The 24,664-nt window shown below is 35.0% G+C and carries 11 protein-coding genes; 10 read left to right on the forward strand and 1 reads right to left on the reverse strand.

Annotation, left to right across the window (positions count from 1 at the left end; all coding sequences use genetic code 11):
- Positions 1-27: 27 nt before the first annotated feature.
- A complete protein-coding gene (locus tag ACXAHM_RS12675; protein WP_474960812.1) occupies positions 28-330 on the reverse strand; it encodes a DUF4212 domain-containing protein in 303 nt (100 codons plus the stop codon).
- Positions 331-780: 450 nt separating this feature from the next.
- On the opposite strand from ACXAHM_RS12675, the gene ACXAHM_RS12680 reads away from it, so the two are divergent.
- From ACXAHM_RS12680 to ACXAHM_RS12725, 10 genes are all read left to right on the forward strand, one after another.
- Positions 781-4,863, forward strand: coding sequence for a hybrid sensor histidine kinase/response regulator transcription factor (locus ACXAHM_RS12680; RefSeq protein WP_474960813.1), 4,083 nt, complete (start codon positions 781-783; stop codon positions 4,861-4,863).
- 462 nt (positions 4,864-5,325) lie between these two features.
- A complete protein-coding gene (locus ACXAHM_RS12685) occupies positions 5,326-9,003 on the forward strand; it encodes a SusC/RagA family TonB-linked outer membrane protein (RefSeq protein ID WP_474960814.1) in 3,678 nt (1,225 codons plus the stop codon).
- Positions 9,004-9,006: 3 nt separating this feature from the next.
- Positions 9,007-11,169: a RagB/SusD family nutrient uptake outer membrane protein gene (locus tag ACXAHM_RS12690; RefSeq protein ID WP_474960815.1), complete on the forward strand. Its 2,163-nt coding sequence runs from the start codon at positions 9,007-9,009 to the stop codon at positions 11,167-11,169.
- A gap of 48 nt (positions 11,170-11,217) precedes the next feature.
- Positions 11,218-12,585, forward strand: a complete 1,368-nt coding sequence (locus ACXAHM_RS12695; RefSeq protein WP_474960816.1) for a DUF5017 domain-containing protein — start codon at positions 11,218-11,220, stop codon at positions 12,583-12,585.
- A 725-nt stretch (positions 12,586-13,310) separates the two neighbouring features.
- Positions 13,311-14,264 (forward strand): hypothetical protein, encoded by a 954-nt coding sequence (locus tag ACXAHM_RS12700; RefSeq protein ID WP_474960817.1) that lies wholly within the window; start codon positions 13,311-13,313, stop codon positions 14,262-14,264.
- 37 nt (positions 14,265-14,301) lie between these two features.
- Complete coding sequence (locus ACXAHM_RS12705) at positions 14,302-16,860, forward strand: glycoside hydrolase family 127 protein (protein WP_474960818.1); 2,559 nt, start codon at positions 14,302-14,304, stop codon at positions 16,858-16,860.
- A 71-nt stretch (positions 16,861-16,931) separates the two neighbouring features.
- On the forward strand, positions 16,932-18,428 hold the full coding sequence (locus ACXAHM_RS12710) for a sulfatase (RefSeq protein WP_474960819.1): 1,497 nt from the start codon (positions 16,932-16,934) through the stop codon (positions 18,426-18,428).
- Positions 18,429-18,521: 93 nt separating this feature from the next.
- Positions 18,522-19,691: an aldose epimerase family protein gene (locus ACXAHM_RS12715; protein WP_474960820.1), complete on the forward strand. Its 1,170-nt coding sequence runs from the start codon at positions 18,522-18,524 to the stop codon at positions 19,689-19,691.
- Between the two features lie 63 nt (positions 19,692-19,754).
- The gene (locus tag ACXAHM_RS12720) at positions 19,755-22,823 is read left to right on the forward strand and encodes a PA14 domain-containing protein (protein ID WP_474960821.1); all 3,069 of its coding nucleotides are present in this window, start codon (positions 19,755-19,757) and stop codon (positions 22,821-22,823) included.
- 98 nt (positions 22,824-22,921) lie between these two features.
- A complete protein-coding gene (locus ACXAHM_RS12725; RefSeq protein WP_474960822.1) occupies positions 22,922-24,415 on the forward strand; it encodes a sulfatase-like hydrolase/transferase in 1,494 nt (497 codons plus the stop codon).
- Positions 24,416-24,664 lie beyond the last annotated feature (249 nt).

A 24,664-nucleotide genomic window follows, 5' to 3' on the forward strand; every position in this document is an offset into this window, starting at 1 on the left:
AGTAGTTAGATAGATTAAAAAATGAGATTAGTCTTCAAGATCATGTTTCTTATCCAAGCGATTCATCAGTAGGATATAAGCAACAATCAGTAAGCAAAACATGAAAATACTTCCTTGTTGTGCAAACCAAAAACCTACTTTAAAACCACCAACAGTGACTTCATTCAATACATCTTTAAATAAAATTCCTGCCCCAAAAGAGCATAAAAACCAAATGCTAAGAAGAATACCAAGGTACTTTATGTTTGTTTTCCAATATTGTTTCTTGTCTTCAGAGGCATCTTTTGTCTCCGGGGTTGATGGAGCGACTTGCTCAAGTTGTTCCGACATAGTAATAGTTGTAAAAAAGTTTGAGATTAAAAAGATGTTATAAGATAAGATATTTAAATAAAAAAATGAAGAGTAAACAGCATGCTCTTATATCAAAATAACAAGTAAACAGTGTTAAAAGAATTGAAATATATTCTATGAAAATTGAAATATTTTATGTTAAAAATGTGAATATTTCAATTTCTTATAGTATTATTGTAAACAAGATTTAATTAACTTCCCAAGTAACTACTGAATTAACTCTTTAAACGTTTAACTTTTTTATAATATGATACACAACTTAATAAGAGACAAACTTTTACTTTTTGTAAGAAGAAATTAGCAATATATAGACTTTATTTATTCGTTTTTTATCTGACTACATATACTTTTTAGCCTTATTGGTTACAACCTAAATGTGTTAATCCACAATGATTCAATCGATGTAACTAATGGTAACTGTCTATAAATATGATTACTAAGATTAACAAATGCATTTTTATTACCATCACAGTAATAATTTCCTACATTGTAGGGAGTAGTACGTATGCTGCTGATCCGTTACAGATGTCTTTTGATTTTTATAATCTCAAAAACGCTGATGGTTTGTCACATAGTTCAGTAACCTGTATTACGCAAGATCAACATAAATTACTTTGGATAGGAACTGAAAAAGGACTGAACAGATATGACGGAAACAAGATTGAAAGTTATTACAGTGATAACACTCCTTTGTCTCTTCCGCACAATAAAATCAACAGCTTACTTTACTCAGAAAAAAACAAATTATTTATAGGAACAGAAGAAGGTTTATGTGTATATCAAGATAGCCTTCTCAACTTTTTACCCTTAAACTTTCAAGGAAAATCCCTAGCCAAAATACATTCGATTACACCTTTCAATGATCATCAAATCATTGTTGCTAGTAATAAAGGTGTTTTCAAAATATCAGATACTAAAAAGGAATATAAGGTAGAAAAAATCTCTTCAAAAACAGAAGTAAGAGGGGTCTTGGTGGATGCTTTTTATCACATTTGGTTTTTTACAAAAGAGCAAGTTTTTTATACTTCTCCTGAAATGTCAGTGATAGATTCTTATGAAATTCAACAACCAGGAACAAAAGAATTAGCGAGTATTACTGCGGGGTTTATTGATACAAAAGGTGATATTTGGATTGGTACTGAATACAATGGCTTATTTAAATTTGACCGTAAACGTCAAAAATTTGATTTGAGTTGTAAAGGAGATATTTCTAAAGGGACACATCTCAAATATATTCGTTGTATCAATGAAGATCAGTATAACCGTTTATGGATTGGAACGGAGAATGGCCTATTCATCTATAATGGGGATAAAGAAAATATCGCCCACTTTACACAGTCTTTTGATATCACAGAAAACTCTATCAATGACAATGCGATCTATGATATTTATAATGGTGAAGAAGGTATTATTTGGTTAGGAACCTACTTTGGCGGTGTGAATTATACTTCACTTTTTAGTACAGGTTTTTACAACATGATTCCCGATGGAGGTAAAGTTTCTCTAAAAGGAAAAGCTGTCAGTAGTATTTTAGAAGACCGTCAACATCAACTTTGGATTGGTACAGAGGATAAAGGAATTTCTGTTTTCAATCATGAGAAGAAGACATTTAAATATTTATCGCACTCAACAAGTAACAAAAATAGTATCAGTGGAAACAATGTGCATGCATTGATTGAAGATCCTGAAGGCTATATTTGGGCAGGGACGTATTTGGATGGCCTCAATAGAATTCATCCCAAGAATTTCTCTATCCAAGTATTCAAACAAGATGACAATAAGAATTCAATCTCTGATAATAGCATTTATGCCTTACATATCGATCAAAAGAAAGAAATGTATATCGGTGGGTTAGATGGGGTTGATATTTATAATTTCAAGACAAAAAAATTCAGACGCTTTAAAGAAGAACAGCTTGGAGGAAAACATATTGATGATATTGTCGAAGATAGAAAAGGAAATATCTGGTTTTCATCTTATGTTTCAGGATTGTACCGATACAATAAAGAAGAGGATCGATTGTATCAATATACATCTTCTAAGGTCAAACTTTCGTCAAACTCCTTCATTAGTTCATTAATTGATTCAAAAAATAGGTTGTGGTTTGGAACAAGAAACGGAGGATTAGTACAGTACGATTATAAGAAAGACGTTTTTAAAATTTATGATGCGATAGACGGTAATGTGGATATCGATGTCTATGGTATTTTGGAAGATGCTGACCGATTCTTATGGTTAAGTACCAATAAAGGAATTTATAAATTTAATCCATTGACCGAAAAGGTGGTCACAAATTATACAACGACACATGGGTTAATTGCCAATCAATTTAACTTCAAGTCGTATTATAATAATCATAATGGAACCTTATATTTTGGAGCTGTTAATGGCCTGACTTATTTTAATCCCAAAGAAATATTTAGTGAGGCATTTATGACTGCTCCTGTTTTTACGGATATAAAGTCTTCAAATGAAAGAATTCAAACAGATTCGACCTTACAATTACCTCCCAATATCAATTATGCGGAGTTGATTACTTTGGAAAGTGATAAAAACGAAATATCATTTGGCTTTACACTTCCTACTTTCCATCCGATTGTACATTCACAATACCAATATAAGTTGGACGGGTTTGATGAGGAATGGAGAAAGTTGGAGAACAAATTCAATCAGATTTCTTATACCAACTTGGATCCAGGAAAATATACTTTCCGTGTGCGCTTCTCTTATGATGGTAATGCCATTAATAATGTAGAAAAGAATATCGAAATCGAAATTTTACCACATCCACTCAATACACCTCTCGCTTATTTGATTTATGGATTACTGATCATAGGAATTGGTTATGTAGTTTATAAACTTTTAGCGGAAAGAAGAAGAAAGAAAACACAGTCAAAAATAGAGCAGATCGAAGAGACAAAGAAAATCGAATTAGATGAGCATAAGATGAATTTCTTCACGAATATCTCTCATGAATTTAAAACGCCACTGACGATTATTTTGGCCTTAATTGAGGACATTACAGAAGATCTGAACCCAATGCCTGAAGGTGCTTCTCATTCTTTTAAAACAATGGAAAAGAATGCTTTGCGATTGAAATTCTTGATTTCTCAATTGATGGAATTCAGACAAATCGAAACGGACCATGCCCCAATGCACTTATCAAAATTTGATGTGTTGGCCCAAATCCAGACGATTTACAATTCTTTCTCTGTGCTTTATGATAAAAAAGAAATCACCGGCGATTTTGTCACTTCTATTGAAGCGATGAATATGGTCAGTGATGAAGATAAAATTGAAAAGATTTTCAGTAACATTCTAAGTAATGCTTATAAATATGCCAATCGTGGAGGTAAAATCTGTGTAAATATTCAGATGGAACAAAAGGATTTGGTTGTGAAAATTTCGAATACAGGTCGACTTCTTTCGAAAGAAGATCAGCAGAGAATATTTGATCCCTTCTTTAGAAAAGGACAAAGTATTCATAATACAGGTATTGGAATGGCCATTGTGAAAAAATTGACGACATTACTATCGGGTGAAGTTGGAGTTGAAACAGACGATGTTTTAGGGAATTCAATTCTAGTAAGAATTCCAACGGAGTATTTCTCTGAAAAGGACATTAATACAGCAAGAACGAAGACAGAAAGTAACTTTACAAAAGAGTTAATTGTCAGTATTGCAGATGATGATCAAAGGGAAGAAAAACCTGTCGAAAAGCAAAATTATAGTATTCTAATTGCAGAAGATAATCCTGATTTATCAAGACATATTAAAGCACATTTAGGGAAATACTATAATGTGCGATTGGCCCATAATGGTGTGGAAGCCTTAGAATTAATGGAGAAAGAAAAACCTGATTTGGTAATTAGCGATGTTTTAATGCCTAAAATGAAAGGAACAGAACTTTGCGAGAAAATCAAAGAATCTCCAGATTACAGTCATATTCCAGTTATTCTATTGACAGCTTTGTCTTCTGAATTGGATAAGATTGAAGGTTTAAAACACGGTGCGGATTCTTATATGTCAAAACCTTTTAGCTTTGAGGAGTTGAAAGTGAAGATCAATAACTTATTGGAATCGAAGAATCGTTTGAAGAATCATTTCAAAGAAACAGGTTTGATGACGGAGACGCAGAAGCCTACAACGAATAAAGATGAGGAACTCATCAAGTCGATTCATATTCTGATTAAGGAAAATATAGAAAACGAAAACTTTGGTGTAGAACAATTGGCCGATCAGCTTAATTTGAGCCGATCAGTACTTTATGTAAAAATCAAAGAAATTACTGGGATGAGTACTGTCGATTTTCTAAATACCATTAAGTTGAAAATGGCGATCGATTTATTATTGACTACAAATATGTCGATAGGAGAGATTGCATTCAAAACAGGATATCGCGAGGCCAACTATTTTAGTAGAGTCTTTAAGAAATTCCATAAAATGTCACCTTCGCAATTTAGAAAGGCGAAAAAGAAAGAAGCCGAAGAACAAGAGTCTGAGACGGTTTAGCTTTTAGCGTATAAATGATATCGTTTTATGTATTCGTGAAAGTTGCTCTAAATTTTGAAAGGAGAAAGAAGATTACTTATTAATATATAACTGAAGAAGGAATAAAGCTGTTTGATATCTCGTAAAAAGATCAATTTCAGTAAAGGCTTTCCGAAGTGTAAAAGATTTTTTTGAAAGTGTAGCGTTTCCGACGCTTATTCAATTTTTTTTAAACTTTAATCAATCACTTATTCACTCTATTATCATAAAAACCATGATTAGCACAAATTCTATTCAATCTAGCACAAATGTATTTTTTAGTACAAAACCTTTGTTTAGCTACAAATTATCCAAGTAATATTAAAAATAGTCCTAACGAAACGGTGCTGTCCAACTCATATTTGTTAAAACTTTTTTAAGAAAACTTTTTTGGAAGGGTTGTACTTAAAGTATGCATTTGACTAATAATTAAGTATGAAAGAAATGAAAACTATACATCTTATTTTACCAACACATTTCAAATGGAAGTTGCTATTGTTGATGTTGCTTACTCAGGTAGGATTCAGTTTTGCACAAAACCGAACGGTTTCGGGTTTGGTCATGGGATCCAATGGTAAAGCACTCAAAGGAGTAGTGGTTTCTGTTGAAGGGTCAGACTACGGTTCTGTAACTGATCTGCAAGGAAAATATTCTACATTGGTAGCGAGTACAAAAGATGCTCGTCTTAATTTTTCTTCTTTTGGCTGGAAAACAAAATCAGTTGAAGTACGCGGCTCTCAAGTTGTGGATATTGTAATGGAAGAAGATCATGGCACTTTAGATCTTGATATCGAAAGGACGATACAAGGAAAAGTGACAGGGGAAAATGGAGAAGCATTAGTTGGTGTAAGAGTTCAGATACAGAATTCTGATTATTCGTCTTTGACTGATTTCAATGGAAATTATTCAATTTTAGTAGATGATGAAACTCATAAAAAGCTAGTATTTACATTAAATGAATGGGATACTAAAGTAGAAAGTATTGAAGGGAAGACGAGATTAGATGTAACGCTAACTCCTGAGGTAGTGGATCCTTCTCAAGAAATAACAGTAACAGGTACGGTGAGTGATCCTGATGGTGTAACGCTTCCAGGTGTAGTTGTAAAAGTAGCAGGTTCAGATTATGGATCGATTACAGATTTTAACGGTAAATACACCACATTAATCAAAAACGCAAGTACTGCTTATTTACAATTTTCATCTTTAGGTTATGAACCACAGATGATTAAGGTAAACAACAGAGCGGTCATTGATGTAATACTAAAACCAAGTGTCAAAGAATTAGAAGAAGTATTAGTTGTAGGTTATGCTACACAAAAGAAAACAGATCTAACGGGTGCTGTTTCTACAGTAGATACAGAGATTTTACATAACGAATTAGCAACGACAATTGATCAAGCTTTAAAAGGTAAAATTGCAGGTGTTCAGATCGTTAATACGGATGGAGCAGCTGGTGCAGGTATGCAAATTAAAGTCAGAGGTACAAACTCATTGACAGCAGGTAGTTCACCTTTGTATGTCATCGATGGTTTTCCTTATCCAATCTCTGATGACCCAACACAAAATCCATTAGTGGGTCTTTCTCCAGAAATGATCGAAGAAATCGTGGTATTAAAAGATGCTTCATCTACCGCAATTTATGGTTCTCAAGGAGCGAATGGTGTGGTATTAATTACGACAAAATCAGCCAAAGAAGGGCAAAAGGAAGTTACTTTCAAAGTGACATCAGGTATTAGTAAAATGACGAATAATTTGGATATGCTTTCTCCAGAGGAATATCTAAATAACTTGATGTATGCCAATTTAGGAAAACAAGAATTAGACTTTGAAGAAGAGTTTTTAACAGAAGCATGGAACGATCCTTCAAAAGTAACGAATTGGGTTGATGAAATCTTTAGAGTTGCGAAGAGATATGGTGCGGACTTTTCATTTAGAACTTCAACGAAAAAGATGCAGAATTCAATGTTCTTGTCTCTATCGAATGATGAGGGTATCTTGATGAATAACGATTACAAAAGAGCTAACTTAAGATATAATACAGGAATTGAGATTAATGATAAGTTGAGATTGAATGCAAACTTGACTTTTGATATCAATCAAAGAACTGGTGCTAACTGGTTTGTTGGAGGTATCTTTAATAATGCGAATACATTTAGCCCATTTATTCCAAAAGAATTTACACACGTGAATATGGGTGAGTATCTACCAAACTTTAATGGTAATGATAATCCTTATAGACAAGTAAATGATCCTGAGTTTACACGTGTAGATATGCGTCCTTCAGTAGATTTTAACCTTTCATACAATATTGGTAAAGGACTTTCTTTTGTCAATAGTATTGGTGGTAGTTACATGAGTATCGAAGAGAAAAGTTACTTGCCTCCAACATTGAAAGCAGCATATGAAACAAATGGTCGAGCTTCTTATCAGAATTACGATATGTCGACTTGGCGTTACTTAGGCCAACTGAATTACAGTGCTACTTTTATGCCGAAAGGACATACTTTAAGAACGGTAGCTGCTTTTGAAGCAAGAGGAAATGTAATCAATTCATATGCAGCAAATCACACGAATTTTGCAACAGACGCAGGGTGGCATGGTATCAATGATTTGGTAATTGGTGATCACATTGAATCGCCAGATCTAATTTACAGATCGCACTCGTTGGCCTCATTAATCGGTCGTATGGATTATTCATTCAAAGATAGATATTTAGTGACTGCCACAGTCAGAACGGATGGTTCATCTAGATTTGGTGACAATAGAAAATGGGGTGTTTTCCCTTCAGCCGCTTTTGCGTGGAGACTTTCAGAAGAACCATTCTTCCAGAAGAGTGATTTCTTATCGAATACATTTAGCCAAGCGAAATTCAGAGTTAGTTATGGTGTTGTAGGAAATGACCAAATTAACGATTACCAATATGCGAATTTCTTAGCCACTTTAGATCGCTATGCAATTTTTGGAGGTGATGGCAATGAATCTTCTGTAATTCCTTACAATCAAACGGACCTTGGTAATCCAAATGTGACTTGGGAAACATCAAAAGAATTAAACATCGGTTATGACTTTGGTTTATTCAAAGACCGCATCACATTCTCTGGTGAAATGTACCATAAGGTGACTACAGACATGTTATTGAATCAAAGATTACCTATGTTGAGTGGTTTTGAAGATGTGACATTGAATACTGGATCAGTACAAAATAGAGGTGTTGAATTTACGATCAACGCACATGTTGTCAACAAAAAAGACTTCGGTTTTGATATGGGATTCAATATTAGTGCAAACCGTTCGGAAGTACTATCATTAGGACAAAGAGATCAGTTATTACTAAACAGAAACGTTGGACATGCCAACTCTGAAAATATCCTATTGAAAGAAGGATATCCAATTGGTTTGTACTTCGGTTATGTTTTAAATGGAATTATGAACGACGAATACAGTCATCATAATGCACCTACCAGTGATGTGAATCCAGTCGCTCCAGAAGGACAAGATGTATTGGATCCAACAAAGAGTTATCCTAATGGTAATTTCATGTTTATGGATATTGATGGTGATGGTCGTATTACCGATTTTGATAGAATGCCATTAGCACACGTAGAACCTGATTTCATCGGTGGTTTAAACTTCTACTTTAGATATAAAATCGTCGATTTAGGGTTTAGTTTTAGCTACTCTTATGGTAACGATATTCTGAATGGTAATATCGTAAGTCTAATCTCTACCGGTCAAGGAATCAACAATGAATTGTCACTTATTGCAGATAACAAATGGAATGGTAGAAATAGAGATGGTACGTATACAGAAGATGGTTTATACCGCCGTTATTCTAACTCAGAAGTTGTAGAGGATGGTTCATTCTTACGATTAAACAATATTTCATTAGGTATTAGAATGCCTGAAAAATACCTAAGTGCATTAAATTTAAATAGCTGTAGACTACTTTACTCAGCAAGAAATGTATTCACATGGACACGTTACTCAGGGTATGATCCAGAAGTAAATACATCAGTAGGTGGTTTAGCGAATAACCTTCAAACAAGATTCCTGAATGGTGTAGATGTTTCATCTTATCCAACAGCAACAACACATTCTATCGCATTAAACTTTACTTTTTAAGACATGAATTTATTTAAGAAATATAGTATCGCTTTGTTATGTGGAGTAATGGCAGCTTCAAGCTGTACCAATTTTCTACATGAAGAACCTAAAGTAGGGGTAAACGCAGAAACGTATGTTGATTCTTATGATAAAGCCTTGTCTTTGGTAGCCGCTTCTTATGCAAAGTTGGGTGATCAAGAAGATGGTTTAATGGGGTCTGAACGTTTTATGATGCCGACTGATTTACAGGAAGGTAGATTAGATGCAGGGGATATGGTATTGACACCTTCTTCAGAGCAAGTATCTGAATTATGGAGAAAGTTTTATGCATTTATATCGACAGCAAATAATGCAATTGGTCATATTCAAGCCAATGCTGAAGTGATTGATAGCTCATTTGAAGACAGTAGAATAGAATCAAATTCGTTTACATCAACTTATGGTGTTAGAGAGGATTTTTCTCCCGCGAGAATGTTGATGGGTGAAGCTCGATTCATGAGAGCGTACGCTTATTTTACGCTTTATAGATATTTTGGTGGAGTTCCATTAGTAAAAGAATTATCTTCTACTACTCCTGAATTCGTACCAAGAGCCACTAGAGATGAGCTATTTGCTTTTATTGAAGAGGATTTGAATTATGCTAAAAAATACTGTGCTCCCAACAAAGCTGAAGGGTTATCAACATTAGCCTATGGAAGAATTACTTCAGGTGCAGCAGCAGGTTTATTAGCCAAAGCTTATGTCTTTCAAGCATCATACATTCGTAGAGCAGAAATGTATGGTGAGAAGTTGGATGAAAATCCAGGAAGTGTCTCAAAAGAGGAACTTTATGATAAAGCAATTGCCCTTTGTGATAGCTTGATTTTCCAACAAATTGGTCAACATCATCTAGAAAATTACTATCCTTCTGTATTTACGAATGAAAATTCAGAAGTACTTTTTAGTGTCGTAGCTGAAGCAGGTTCTGTAGGAGGAACAGGTATTGGTAACCAAAATTGGGGGACAGAAGGTAGTTTATTAAATGGTGCTCAAGGGGGTAGAGGTTCTACAAAATGGCATGCATTACAATACGACCTACCTACTTGGGGTAGTACAAATGATTACGTAAATGTTCCTTCTGTATTACCTGTACAAGATTACGGAAGTACATATAAAGGTCTTGCTCAGGCTTGGGGTTCAAATGAAGGGGAAATCTATTCTGGATTTGACCGTTTATTACCTGAAACAATGGAGTTAAATAATACACTGACATTCACAGGAGATAGCACAAGAAGACTATGGAATGTAGTGAAAATGATTGTGACAGGATCAGACCCAGATCAAAGATTCCATACCAATTTAATGGAAGGGTTATGGATTTTTGAGCCATTTGGAAAATATACTGAAGAAGATGGTAGACCATTAAGTTCTAGTGGGAAAGATTATTTCATCGAACCTTTAAAAGGAGATGATTACTCAAATGTAGAGTCGAATATCTTAACGGAATATGCTCACAATAACATCAACTCTATTGGTTTTTGGAAAGATACTTATGATAGAGATGGTGAAAAGAGAAGTGATTTTGACAGTGATTTATTCAGAATGCCAAGACAATTTAGATTCTCAAAATTCAGAAGACCTCATCCCTCTAACTTACCGGAAGGTTTCCAAACAGATCAATCAGGAGTGGATTATCCCATCTTACGTTTAGCAGAAGTTTATCTATTGAAAGCAGAGGCCCTATATTTTAAAGGAAATACAGCCTTAGCCATCGAAGAGGTGAATAAAGTAAGAGATAGAGCTAGACATCATGCAGTTAATTTTGCAGATCTATTTGACATGGCTGGTGATGCGCAATATAGATATGAAAGTAACCGTCCAGTTGATATCCCAACTTCATTGTCAGGTGAACAAGCATTAAGAGAAATCTTATTGGAACGCTCTAGAGAACTTTGCGGAGAAGATGATTTACGTTGGTTTGATATTTCAAGATACCCTGATTTATACCTTGATTTAGGACGTGGTAATCATATTTATTACAACTTAAGTGCTTATAGAGATCCATATACAGCAGGTGTTGCTTTTTATAATAAAAGCATGGAAGACAGAATTAATACAGGAGAAAGATTATATAAAATTTTACTACCAATTCCATTATTTGAATTCCAGTATTTCCCTGATATGAAACAAAATCCAGGGTATTAATCCTTTAAATAAGACAATAAAAATATAGATTACAAACGATAGACGATCATGAAAAAGACAGTTTATTCTATAGGTTTTTTTATACTTTTACTTTCTTTATTTTCTTGTCAAGAAGATTTATTTGAAGAAGTAAAAACACCCAATGTAAGTGTAACGTATTCTCCAACAAATCCAGCAGTGGGTGATACGGTGACATTTACAGTGGAAGGAGATGCAGATTTCTTATCCATTTTCACTGGAGATTCTACACATGAATACCAGTATTCTAGAGTTAGAGCAGAGATGGAGTATGGTGTAGGTGCATTTGAAGATACAATATTCAGAAGAAGAATAAGTGATGATGATGTAGTTTACAAGTCATTTATGAAAGATTACAATTCATTAGAGGAAGTACTAGAGGACTTTTCTTTCTTTGGTGCTATTGAGAATATAGAATTAGCAGAATTTGATGCACCAGAAGGTTCTGTGGTAGAAAGTTCACACCGTAAGCAGTTGAAATTTACAATTAAGGATCGACGAATTCCTTCAGGTTTTACTTTTAAACCTAACATTAAATTATTCAATCGTTTGATGTATTTGGAAATGAGATTAGTTCCTGATGAAGAAGATCATTTTGTTCGTTTTGCAGAAGGAAGAAATAATACAAGAGTTACTTCAGCATTTAGATTTCATATTTTTGATGTAGAGGATAAAGTAACTTATGCACCAGGCATTAATCCTTTGTCTTTTAATAATTATCAAAATCAAGGTTTCTATCCTGGATTTGAATCATTACCAGATGCGGATTATACGTTTAATCCCAATGGTTTTCAAAATGATTACTCATTCAATTGCTCTCGTTCAAATGATCCGATGTTACCACCAAATGGCGCATTACAAGGGGCAAGAAGAGAATTTATTAATGTATCAAATACAACATTACACAAACTACATCCACTTACTCCTGATGGTTTAGGAAACTTAGATGATTCACCATACAGTTATAAATTTCACCCTGAAAGAGGAATTGTACGTGAGGTTGATGTATTAATTGGTGGTTCTACGTATGATTTATGGTTAGATCCAGAAGATAATTTCTCAGGATATGATCCTGATACTGGATTTCCTGCAAGTGAATCTGATTATGAAAGAACAAGAAATTTCCAAGGAGATGTGTATTTAACTTCAATCGAATGGGGTGATCATGTCTACCTACCCTATGATGAAGGAGAAAGTATGGGATCTGAGTTCGTAAGAGGAAAAAGAACATTCAAATATGTATATACTGAAGGTGGCGAATACAAAGTAAGTGTGGTCGCTACCAATACAGGAGGAAAAATACACAGTGGGAACGGCTATAATGAGGATAGAGATTATTCTCAACAAGAATACGCTTACAGACGTAGTGTAGCCGAAATTAACATTAATATACAGTAATCCAATAAATAAACTATTACCATAATAAAAGCTGATAAATCAATTCAATTAAAATTGTCGGTAAAACATTGATTGAAAAGTTAATTTAAATTCATAGATGGAATGGGGTGTAGCAGTGCTGCATTCCATTTTTTTATATCACAATCATAGAAAAAGATCAGATTTCGAATCGATAAAAAAAGAGGAAGTGAAGTTATAAAAAGAGCGTAAAGAATCTATACTAGCTCTTTAAGTTTTATAGTCTCAAATGAAATGAAGTTTAAAGAGATTCATCTTTCTTTTTTGAATTGAAAAGTGGTGCGAGTAGTACAAATCAGCTGTATTCTTTTGAAATAGCATTGATGTCAATAAGATTTTATAGGATAAAGTGTTTAATACCAAAATTAGCATTAATGTTTGTCTTTGAAATTTCATTTTTTAAATTAATAAAATGATCTATTTCTATTGGAAATGAAGCTTTTTGACCTAAAAATAATGATTTCCTCTTCTTTCATTTGTGCTAATTAGCACAGATCGATTCCTAATTAGCACAATTGATTTTTAAGAGTATAAATGTCCATTTTACCCTTGAATAATACGATTAATAGCAGAAATAATCCTAATAATACCTCAAATCATAATAGATATTTGTAATGTGACGGAACAAAACCAGCACACTAAAAAATGAAATGAAAGTGGTTTCCCACTAAAATGATTTTAAGATTTTAATTAACTTTTTTAGAGAAATGAAAACAAATACAAATTTTTTAAGAACTGTAGTAGGAGGAACATTAATCTCATTCCTAACTGTATGTGGAGCAAATGCTTCGAACAACCCAACAAATAATGACCCAATCACGAAAACAGAAAAGACGACTGAAGTGAAAGCGGAGGCTGAAGGCTTTTCAAAGTATATGAGTGATTACAACAGTGTTGAAGAAGTATTACAAGATTTCTCTTTTTGGGGAGCAATTGATGTAGAGAGTATCGAATTAAAAGAATTCGATGCACCGGGTGGATCATCTGCACCAGCATCTAGAAAGAAGCAATTAAAATTTACAATCAAGGATAGACGTATTCCGTCAGGATTCACTTTCAAACCAAACAAAGCATTAGTAGGCAAAGAAATGCGTATCGAGATGCGTTTAGTTCCCTCTGAAGCAGATCATGAAGTACGTTTCGGTGAAGGTAGAAATAACCGCGACGTAACTGCAGGTTGGAGAATGATTTTCGAAGATACACAAGAGGGTAGAGAGTACAATGCGAAAGATTTTAGTGATTATCAAATGCAAGGTTTGTACCCTGGTTTTAGTACGCTTGCTGGAGCAGATATCACATTTGAACCTAAAGGTTTTGTCAATGATTGGTATTTCTATTGTACTAGAGATAATGACTTAATGAAGCCAAATTACCCAGTACCAGGTGGCAAGCGTCCAATGAGAGATGTGATTAGCCGTCATGCTAAAAAGATCAATCCTAACTGTGATTACTCAGAAAACCCAGAAAGAGCAATTGTCAAGCAAGTTGACGTATTGATCGGTGGTTCTACTTATAAATTATGGGAAGACGCCAACAAGTTCTCTGGTTACGACCGTGAAACTGGTTTCCCTAATGACAAAGCTGATTATGATAAAGTAATGAACTTCCAAGGTGATATCTATATCACGTATATCGAGTGGGGTGACAAAGAAGTAAACTAATCAGACAACAACGAATTAAGTTAATCTACAAATAATCATGAAAACTAAAGTAACGAAAGGATTAGCTGCTGTACTCTTTTCAGTTTCGATGATTGCAGGTTGTAAAGCAACTTTCAATGAGACTGCCTCTACAAAGAGTGACTATCCAGTGGTTCCCGTTCCATTTAATAAAGTCAAAATGACAGATGAGTTTTGGCAACCAAGACTGATCACAGAAAGAGATGTTACTGTTCCTTTTTCTCTAAAAAATGGAAAAGAAGCAATAGATAGATTAAGAATGGCAGGTGATTACCGTTTAGGTAAGAGTGAAGACAAACCTTCACCACATCGTTTCATTAGCTCAGATTTATTCAAAGTAATGGAAGGTGCTGCTTATTCTTTAATGACATATCCTAATGAAGAGTTAGAAGCTGAATTAGACTCAATCGTTACGTACATTGGTGACGCTATGCAAGATGATGGCTATTTATATATCTCTCATACTTGTAAGAACCCTAATTTAGATGAAATGGGTGCTAAACCTTACGAATGGTTAGTACATAGTCATGAGCTTTACAATGTAGGCCATATGTACGAAGGTGCTGTAGCTTATTATGAAGCAACAGGTAAAGATGAGTGGTTAAAATTAGCAGAAAGAAGTGCACAACACGTAAATAAAGTGTTCTTCGTAGGTGGTGATATTAACTACAACGGTGGTAAGCCTATCAACCAAGCGCCAGGTCACCAAGAAATTGAGTTAGCACTTTGTAAATTATACAGAGCTACTAACAACGAGTTGTACTTAGATATGGCGAAGAAATTCTTAGATATCAGAGGTGTAACTTATAAGGTAAATGGTAAAGGTGTAATGTCACCAACTTATGCTCAACAACATGCACCTGTAGCGGAGCAATTTACGCCAGCAGGTCACGCAGTAAGAGCAGCTTACCAATACTGTGCAATGGCAGACGTTGATGCCTTAACGGGTAGAAGCGACTACAAACAAGCGTTAGATTCAATTTGGGATAACCTTGTAAATACAAGAATGCACATTACAGGTGGTTTAGGTGCAGTACATGGAATCGAAGGATTTGGTGCAGAATATGAATTACCAAACAAAGATGCTTACAACGAAACTTGTGCAGCGGTATCAAATGTATTCTTTAACCATAGAATGTTCTTGTTGACAAAAGATGCTAAGTATTTAGATATTGCTGAATTATCATTATTCAACAACGCATTAGCAGGTATCAACTTAGACGGTAACGCATTCTTCTATGTAAATCCATTAGAAGCTGACGGTATCGGTACTTTCAATCACGGTGTTGCAGATAGAGCAAAATGGTTCGGTTGTGCATGTTGCCCTCCAAACATTTCTCGTTTGATTCTTCAAGCGCCAGGTTATATGTATGCACACACGGATAAAGATATTTACTTATCATTATACGCGGGTTCAGAAGCTGAAATTCCATTAGCTGAGGGTAATGTAAATCTTGTTCAAGATACTAAATATCCTTTCTCAGGTAATGTGAAAGTGGAAGTTTCTCCTGAAAATGGGGCACAAGAATTTGCATTCAAATTAAGAATTCCAACATGGGCTACAGGTAAAAACTATGTACCTGGTAAATTATATCCTTTCATCACAGAGAGTAAAGGTATGGTAACTATCAAGGTAAATGGTGAAGATGTAAGCTATGATGTAGATAAAGGTTTTGCTGTAATTGACAGAGAGTGGAAAAAAGGTGATGTTTTAGAATTAGCTTTACCAATGGAAACAAGATATGTTGATTCTTACGAAAAAATTGAAGCAAACAAAGATAGAGTAGCTGTAGTAAAAGGACCAATCGTTTACTGTGCTGAAGAGCCAGACAACGAGGTGAAAATCCAGAAGTTATTCGTTCCTTCTACAGCTTTAGCAACAATCGGCGGTACAAAATCAATCGACCAAGGTGTTCTAAAAGGTATTCCTTCAATCAACATCAAAGGTAAGCAAGTACTAGACGAAACAAACTCAAAAGATAAAGGTATCAACCTTATTCCTTACTATGCTTGGTCAAACAGAGGTGCACACAAAACAATGTCTGTGTGGTTACCAGAAAATCAAGCTTTAGCAGTTGATAACTTACCTTCTATCAAGTATTTATTTGCTATCAAAAATATCGAAGCTTCATTTGTAGAAGGTGCTCCTGATGCATCAATTGAAGCATTATGTGACGGTGCTATCCCTGGTAGCTCTGCAGATAGAGGTAGTATCCCAAGATGGTCAACTTTCCCACAAGTAAGTAAAGATCAGTGGGCTGTGATCAACTTCAAAGAAACAAAGGAAATCAGAGACATCTCAGTATACTGGGCTGACAGAAGTGAGCACAATGGTAAAGTGAAAAAGCCTAAATCTTGGAACGTAGAGTACAAGAAAGACGGTAAGTGGTACCCATTCGAAGTATATATTACAGATGGTTACAGAACAGCATTAAACCAATTCAACGTGATTCACCCTGCAAAAGAATTGAAGTGTGACGCGATCAAATTTAATGTGACTCCTTATCCAGATTACGCTGTAGGTATTTTGGAAACTCAAATTACTTTCGGTTCAGATGAGCCAAAATTAGGAAAGTAATCAACTAACAAAAACATACTGGGGGATGGTGAAACAGCATCCTTCAGTATGTTCTTAAAAAGATAGAATTTATGATGATTAACAAAAATAGTGACTACTCTTTCTTCAGAAGATATTTTAATTCTATACTTACATTAACGATCTGTTTATGTCTATCTGCTTGTACTTCAAAAAGAGAAGACTTGCCCCCAAATATTATCTTCATTTTAGCAGATGATTTGGGATGGAATGAATTGGGATGTTATGGAAATGAATTCAATGAAACACCGAATTTAGATAAAATGTCGCAAGAGGGAATGCAGTTCATGCAGGCGTATGCTGCCGCTCCCGTTTGTTCTCCATACAGAGCTTCATTTTTGACAGGTCAATATCCAGCACGTGTAGGTATTCTTGATTATTTACGTAATGAAGACGAACCGCTTTCGGTGGATCATACAACAATCGCTGAGGCATTAAAAGAAAAAGGATATGCTACTGGAATTATTGGAAAGTGGCATTTATCTGGTTACAAAATCCATGGTGCTGAAAAAGAAATTCGTGCCGTAGACCATGGGTTTGACGAAGAATTAGTAACTGAAAGAAAAGGAGTAGGTAATGGATCAAATTTTTATCCTTACCACTTTAGACAAGATTCCATTTCATGGACAACGGTTACTGACAAAAAATTAGAAGGTGATGAATACCTTACGGACCGAATCAACTATGAAGGATTAGAATTCATAGAAAGAAATAAAGACAAACCGTTCTTCTTATATATCAGTCACTTTGCTCCACATTCTATTTTAAATGGAAAATCAGAGTTAGTACAAAAATACTTGGCAAAGGGTAAAGAACTAGGAGATGTAAAAAGAGACGGAACTTGCTACCTGTGTGAAGATGCTGGTTTACCACAAAGCCAATGTACTCACTGGGCAAGCGAACATAATCCTCACCTTGCGGCAATGATTGAAAGCATTGATGATGGTGTAGGACAAATCGTTCAGAAGTTAGAAGAATTAGGACTTTCTGACAATACAATGATTGTTTTCACAAGCGATAATGGCGGAGAAAGCAATGTGACAACCAACGGAATTCTAAGAGGAGGAAAGAGTGAATTGTACGAAGGAGGAATTAGAGAACCTTTGATTGTCAAGTATCCTAAAGTAATGAAGGGACATGCCACATCAGATGCTTTTACAGCGAATGTAGATTTTTATCCAACATTCTTAGATGTTGCTGGTATTGATGACCCTTCACAGAAATTAGATGGTTTTTCAATCTTACCTATTCTAAAAGGAGAACAAAAACAAGTACAACGAGATGAATTCTACTGGCATTATCCATTAGAAAATCCGCACTTCCTTGGTGGTTCTTCTGCTGGAGCAATAAGAAAAGGAGATTGGAAATTGATTGAATTTTTTAATGAGCAAAGAGTTGAACTTTACAACATTGCCAATGATCGAAGTGAAGTGAATGATGTCGCGGAACTTTATCCTGAAAAGGTGAAAGACTTGCACAAAAAATTGGAAGATTGGCGTGCAGATATTGGTGCTAAAATGTATGAAGGACAACACAGTGTGAAATTCTAAGATATACTTTTCCCATGGTCACTTAAAGCAAATTAAGGGGAGTAAAACGACCTTACTTTTTGAAATGAATAAAAGAATTAAACTATTACTAAAGTGAAAATATACGCTGCCTTACTTGGTCTTTTTATCTTGGCTGGATGCCAAAAAAATCTTTCTGAAAAAGAACAAAAAGTGGAAACTACAGTGACTTTTGGAAGTCTTAAAAAAGAAAACTTCCAAACAACAACTGATGGAAAGAAAACGGATCTATATGTATTAAAAAATAAAAATAACATGCAAGTAGCGATCACCAATTATGGCGGTCGAGTTGTAGGTTGTTTAGTGCCGGATAAAGATAAAAAGTTAGTAGATGTAGTGGTTGGTTTGGAAAGCGTAGAAGCGTATGTAAAAGCAACAGAACCTTACTTTGGTGCGACTATCGGTCGTGTTGGAAATAGAATCAATGACGGTAAATTTACTTTAGCCGGAAAAGAATATAGCATCTTCCAAAACAATGGAAAAAACATGCTTCATGGTGGTAAAAAAGGCTACCAATATGTAGTTTGGGATGTAAAAGAAAACACTGACAAAAAGCTAGTACTTTCGTATTTATCTCCAGATGGTGAAGAAAATTTCCCTGGGAATTTAGAGGTAGAAGTAACGTATGCTTTAAATGATAACAACGACTTATTGATCGATTACAAATGGAAATCGGATCAATTAACAGTAGCGAATTTAACGAATCATGCCTTCTTCAACTTAAACGGTGAAGGTAGCGGTACGATCTTAAATCACAGCTTACAAATCGATGCAGATTATACAACGCCAGTGGATAGTACATTAATTCCTGACGGTACATTTGCGAGCGTGGAAAACACACCGTTTGATTTTAGAACTCCAGAAAAAATTGGTGCTCGTATCAATGCAGAAGACATTCAATTGACTTACGGAAAAGGTTATGACCATAACTATAAATTGAATAAAGTGGGTAATGACTTAACGAAAGTAGCTTCTATTGTTGGTGATGTGTCAAATATTAAAATGGAAATCTTCACTACGGAGCCGGGTTTACAATTCTATTCAGGAAACTTCATGCAATCTGCGAATACATTCAAAAATGGTGTGAAAGATGATTTCAGAACAGCATTCTGCTTGGAGACGCAACATTTCCCAGATGCTCCTAATCATGACAATTTCCCATCAATTGAAGTACAGCCAGATTCTGTATATACTTCTCACTCAGTATATCACTTCGAAATCGGTAAAGAGCAAGTGGCACTTTAGTCATTGATCTTTAAAAAATATATCAAGTAACCAAGTAATCGTCCAATTCTAAAATTACTGATTATGAAAATTTTTGCTTCTATCATAACACTAATGTGCCTTGCAGGTTTTGTCAATGCACAAAGTGGTGAAGTGCCTCCATTCACAGATTATTGTGAGTATCTTGAAAGAGATATTAATGGGGAACAATATGGATTTCTTGCAGGTAATAAAATCTATTACGTTGCAGGTGCAGGTGGTGCTGAATACAGAAATATTACTGAATTAGAAACAATCGGTTTTAGTCACCCAATGTTCAGAGATGGACGTGCAAGAGGTTTCGGTATCGTAGACGGAAAAGAAGCAGATGCAGCAGGTGGTGTAGGTCACGATTGCTGGGGGTGGGAATTCTGGAGACATACAAAAGTGGCTTATGGTACAGTTATCGTAGATGGTCAACGCAATAAGAGACCTGAGCCAAAAGCAATGTATTGGAGACCAGATAAACTGGTTTTAGAATATGAAATTGCAGGTGTCAATGTAAAAGAAGAAAAGTATATTTCTTTAGATGATGTTTTATCGACAGTGATTACAGCTGACAAAGCAATTCAGATTGAATTTGAAGGAGAAAGCTTTTACAATCCTTGGACTACACCAACTTTTGACGGTGATGCTCCAAATCAACCAATGACAATCAGTTCAGATGCTGAAGTTTCATTTAATGAAGGACAAAATGCAGTAGTACTTTTAGAAAACGGTAAAACGATTACAAAAGCACAATGGGGTAAGAAAGCGGTAGAGGGAAAGATGATGTACTCAGGTTTGAACATTGTTTTTTCATCAAACAAAACTATTCATTCTTACCAAAGCAATAAGTTAAATACAGGTAATGTAGGTTATAAATTCTCTATCGATGTAGCAGCAAACGAAGAAGCAGTCTTATCATATGCGGTGAATGAGGATGCAAAAGAAGCGATCGGTAGAATTAAAAAAGAACATAAAAACATCTCGAAATCAGTTTTAGCAAAAACAGATTTTATGAATGATGTATTGAATAATCAAATCCCTTACTTCAGATCTTCGGATGAGTTATTCAACAAAACATACTACTTCTTATGGTCGATTTACTTTATGTATTTCACAGATCTTAAAGAAGGTTATGAGCAATATCCTCACACACAAACAGCTATCAACAATTTTATGGGTCTTCATTTATGGGATTCTTGGGCTTATTGTGGAGCAGGTTCTTATGTAGCGGACAAAGATGCATGGGGATTCGGTAATGCTTTATCATGGAAATTTATGGTGCCGTTCAAAAACAAAAACAACGGTATGCCAGATAACTTTGGTACAACTTGGTACTCACCACAAGTACGTATGAATTTTGAAGGAGCGATTGAGCAAATTTGGGAAATGTACAAACAATCAGGTGACAAGGACTTCTTACAAGTTGCCTATTTTGAAATTGGAAAACCTCTTTATATCGATAATGATCAAAGAGATTTAAGATTAAACTCTGCCAAAGCTTTAGTAAAGATGGCAAAAGAGTTAGGAGATAAAGAAGGTGAAAAAGTGTTCCAAGCATTTGTAGATAGAAGAACAGAGTGGTTCCCAAATCACAGATGGACACACGTAATGGATCAGTACGAAGGTCGTAAACCTCAAGTATGGAAAGATATCTGGGATTTAGCAGACTTAAGAAATGAAGCACTAACGCCTGAATTGTCGGCTTCATTTATTGATAAATTCGTGATGGATACAGAAGCAGGTTTTGTTTCTCCATTAGGATTAAATACTAGAGCAGCAGATTCTCCTCCAAATGGTATTTTTAGAGCATCAAGTATCAGCTGTTGGTTAGGTGTAGATGGTTTATTCCGTCAGGAAGCCAATCATGCAGGTATCGTAACGACTTTGAACCACTTCAATGCCATGACAAGAGAATATGGTTACCCAATTGCTCCAGAAGCTTGGGATCACCGTTTCGAAGGTTGGGGTTCAAGATATTACAATTGGGATATCGCGATGGTATTGCCTGTAATCGAATGGTTAGGGGGTATTGACTACTCTATTCTTGATGATAGTTTTACTTTCAATCCTCATTTACCAGATTCATGGGATTTTGTAGAAATGTATGTTCCTGTAGTGAAAGAAGGAAAAACTCATTGGGTACACACTAAAGCGGATCGAGAGAAAAAAGGAGACAAATATAATGTAGAGTATACTGTAGAAGGTAATCCTTTAGCTAAAACATACATTACTCCATATGATGAAAATAGAGAGGTTTTAAAACGTAATTCAAAATTACAAGAAAAGAAAAATAAGAAAGGATATACGTATGTTACTTCTAAAGAAAAAGCAAAAATAACTTGGGTATTAGGAAATAAAACGAAGTCGGAAAAAACGTTAGCGTGGATGCATCCAAAAGCAACGTCTTTCACTTCATCGACAGACGTTACCGCCGAAAATATTATTCCTGGAACAGTACTTCGTTTTACAACGGATGGAAGTATTCCTACTGAAAATTCACCACTTTTTGAAAAAGCTGTGACAGTAGAGGAAACGACTACATTTACCATCAAAGCATTTGGTAATGACACTGACTTCAAACCTTATACAGTGACGTATGAATTGACTCCATTATTATCTTCTATTCAACCTGAAGAAGAATTAGAAGTTGGTTTAGATTACACATTATATGAGTTGCCTGAAGCATTAAGAGAACTACCTGACTTCTCTACTTTAGAAGCAGTAGATACTGGTGTGATTACAGCAGATAATTTTGTTCCTCAATTAAAATTTGATGCTTTAGGATTAAACGGAAAAGAACATTTTGCATTGCATATTTCAGGATATATCGATGTGGATTTAGATGAGATTTACAACTTCAATTTAAGATCAGATGATGGCTCAATGTTATACATCGACGGTGAGGAAGTTATTCGATTAAATTCAACATCACACGTAGATCCTTGGAGTTTTGATGGAAATATTGGATTGAAAAAAGGCTTACACAAAATCGATATTTATTATACACAGTATTCTAAAAAATCGCATTTGGCTTTGACATTCAAATTCTTAAAAGAGTTCGATTTCAAAAACTATCCTAAGGATGGATTTAAGAGAGCGAAATCTTCTGGAAAACAATTGAAATAAGGGAGAAGAGAAAAGAGGAGCGTACTAGTTTACGCTTGTCTTTTCCTTCGATAAAAATAGAACAAAAGACTAATAATTGACAAAAACAAATAACCGAAATGAAAAAGACTTTATTTTTTAAGATGATCCTAATGCTCGGTTTAACCGCGCAGATGACTTTTGCCCAAAGCAAAAAACCAAATATTATCGTATTCTATACAGATGATCAAGGATGGACAGATACTTCTGTTGCCATGATTGAAGGAGACGAAAACTCTAAAAGTGACTTCTACGAAACACCTAACTTAGAGCGTATGGCAGACAAAGGTTTGGTATTCTCTCAAGCCTACTCTGCAGCACCAGTATGTACGCCAAGTAGAACATCATTCCAGTTTGGTAAATCTCCTGCAAGATTACAAAATACAACAGTATATGATATCCTTGCAATCACTAGAAATAAAAGATGTCAAGGTGAAGTTACAGTTCACGAAATGATCAAAAAGAATGATCCTGAGTATGTAACAGCACACTTTGGTAAGTGGGGTTGTGATGTAAGAAGAGATCCTGGATATGATGTAAGTGATGGAAACACAAACAACATTGATGGTGACTGGAAAGTAAGAAACAAAGAACGTTACCCTGATAGTGACCCTAAAGGTATCTTCAGTTTAACAGAAAGAACAAACAACTTCATTTCTGAAAGAGTCGAAAAAGGTGAGCCTTTCTACATCCAATTATCTCACTATGCAGCACACGTACAAAACTATGCTAGACCAGAGACAATTGAGAAGTACAAAGCAAAAAGAGGTAAGAAATCAAATAGCTACGATTGGGATGTTGAAAACCCTAACCGTAACGGATGGATGCCTAACTATGCAGGTATGATCGATGATTTGGATGCTGGTCTTGGTTTATTATTAGACCACTTAGAAAAATTAGGTATCGCTGACAATACGTATGTAATCTTCACTTCAGATAACGGTGGTGGATTCAGAGGAAATGCTCCTTTATCAGGTGGTAAAGCATCTCTTTGGGAAGGTGGTATCCGTGTACCAACAGTAGTAATTGGTCCTGGTGTGAAAAACGGTTATACTTCACATGCAGTTGCTTCTTGGGACTGGTATGCAACGATCAACGAATTAACTGGTGGTGAGCCTTTAGCAAAAGAATATGACGGTGGTTCATTAGTAGAAGTATTTGAAAAAGGTAACGAAGGTGATATCAAAAGAGGTAACCAAGAAATCGTATTCCATTACCCTTGGTACGGTGGTACAATGCCAGCTTCTGCAATTGTAGACGGTCAGTACAAAGTATTGATGAACTTACAAACGTATGAGTCTCGTTTATTCGACGTAGTGGCTGATCCAGGTGAGCAAAATGATTTATCGGCAAAAATGCCAGAGAAAAAAGAAGAGCTTTTAGCAAAACTAAATGCTTACTTAGAAGAAGTAGATGCTGAAAAAATCGAAGATATGTTTGAAGTTAGATTAAATGAACTAGCTGAGAAAATCGAAAAGCATAAGCAAACTGGTAATGAGCGTATGATGAAGAGCGATCAACATCAATTTGATCATATCAGCAAAGCAAAAGATAACAAAACTTGGAGAAAATAATTTTCCAGTTAGGAGTGCTCATTTAATGGGTACTCCTAACATTATTTACTCTCCCCAAAGACGGCGATCTATTTTTCTCGCTAAAATCAAAAGAAATGTTAAATAAAATAAAAGTTTATTCGAAAAAATTACTACTTTTAATGGTGGTTAGACAGCTGACTTTGTCAACCAAAAGCATACAATCTTGAATTTTTAATCTTACGACTACTGTTCTCTTTTATCATTCAATTGATAAGGAGATTTACTGAT

This window comes from Flammeovirga sp. AWQ4_249, assembly GCF_056161045.1.

Coding starts and splice junctions, on each gene's coding strand:
- ACXAHM_RS12695 (WP_474960816.1), top strand. CDS start 11,218: ATGAAAAAGACAGTTTATTCTATAGGTTTTTTTATACTTTTACTTTCT.
- ACXAHM_RS12705 (WP_474960818.1), top strand. CDS start 14,302: ATGAAAACTAAAGTAACGAAAGGATTAGCTGCTGTACTCTTTTCAGTT.
- ACXAHM_RS12710 (WP_474960819.1), top strand. CDS start 16,932: ATGATGATTAACAAAAATAGTGACTACTCTTTCTTCAGAAGATATTTT.
- ACXAHM_RS12680 (WP_474960813.1), top strand. CDS start 781: ATGATTACTAAGATTAACAAATGCATTTTTATTACCATCACAGTAATA.
- ACXAHM_RS12700 (WP_474960817.1), top strand. CDS start 13,311: ATGAAAACAAATACAAATTTTTTAAGAACTGTAGTAGGAGGAACATTA.
- ACXAHM_RS12720 (WP_474960821.1), top strand. CDS start 19,755: ATGAAAATTTTTGCTTCTATCATAACACTAATGTGCCTTGCAGGTTTT.
- ACXAHM_RS12690 (WP_474960815.1), top strand. CDS start 9,007: ATGAATTTATTTAAGAAATATAGTATCGCTTTGTTATGTGGAGTAATG.
- ACXAHM_RS12725 (WP_474960822.1), top strand. CDS start 22,922: ATGAAAAAGACTTTATTTTTTAAGATGATCCTAATGCTCGGTTTAACC.
- ACXAHM_RS12685 (WP_474960814.1), top strand. CDS start 5,326: ATGAAAACTATACATCTTATTTTACCAACACATTTCAAATGGAAGTTG.
- ACXAHM_RS12675 (WP_474960812.1), bottom strand. CDS start 330: ATGTCGGAACAACTTGAGCAAGTCGCTCCATCAACCCCGGAGACAAAA.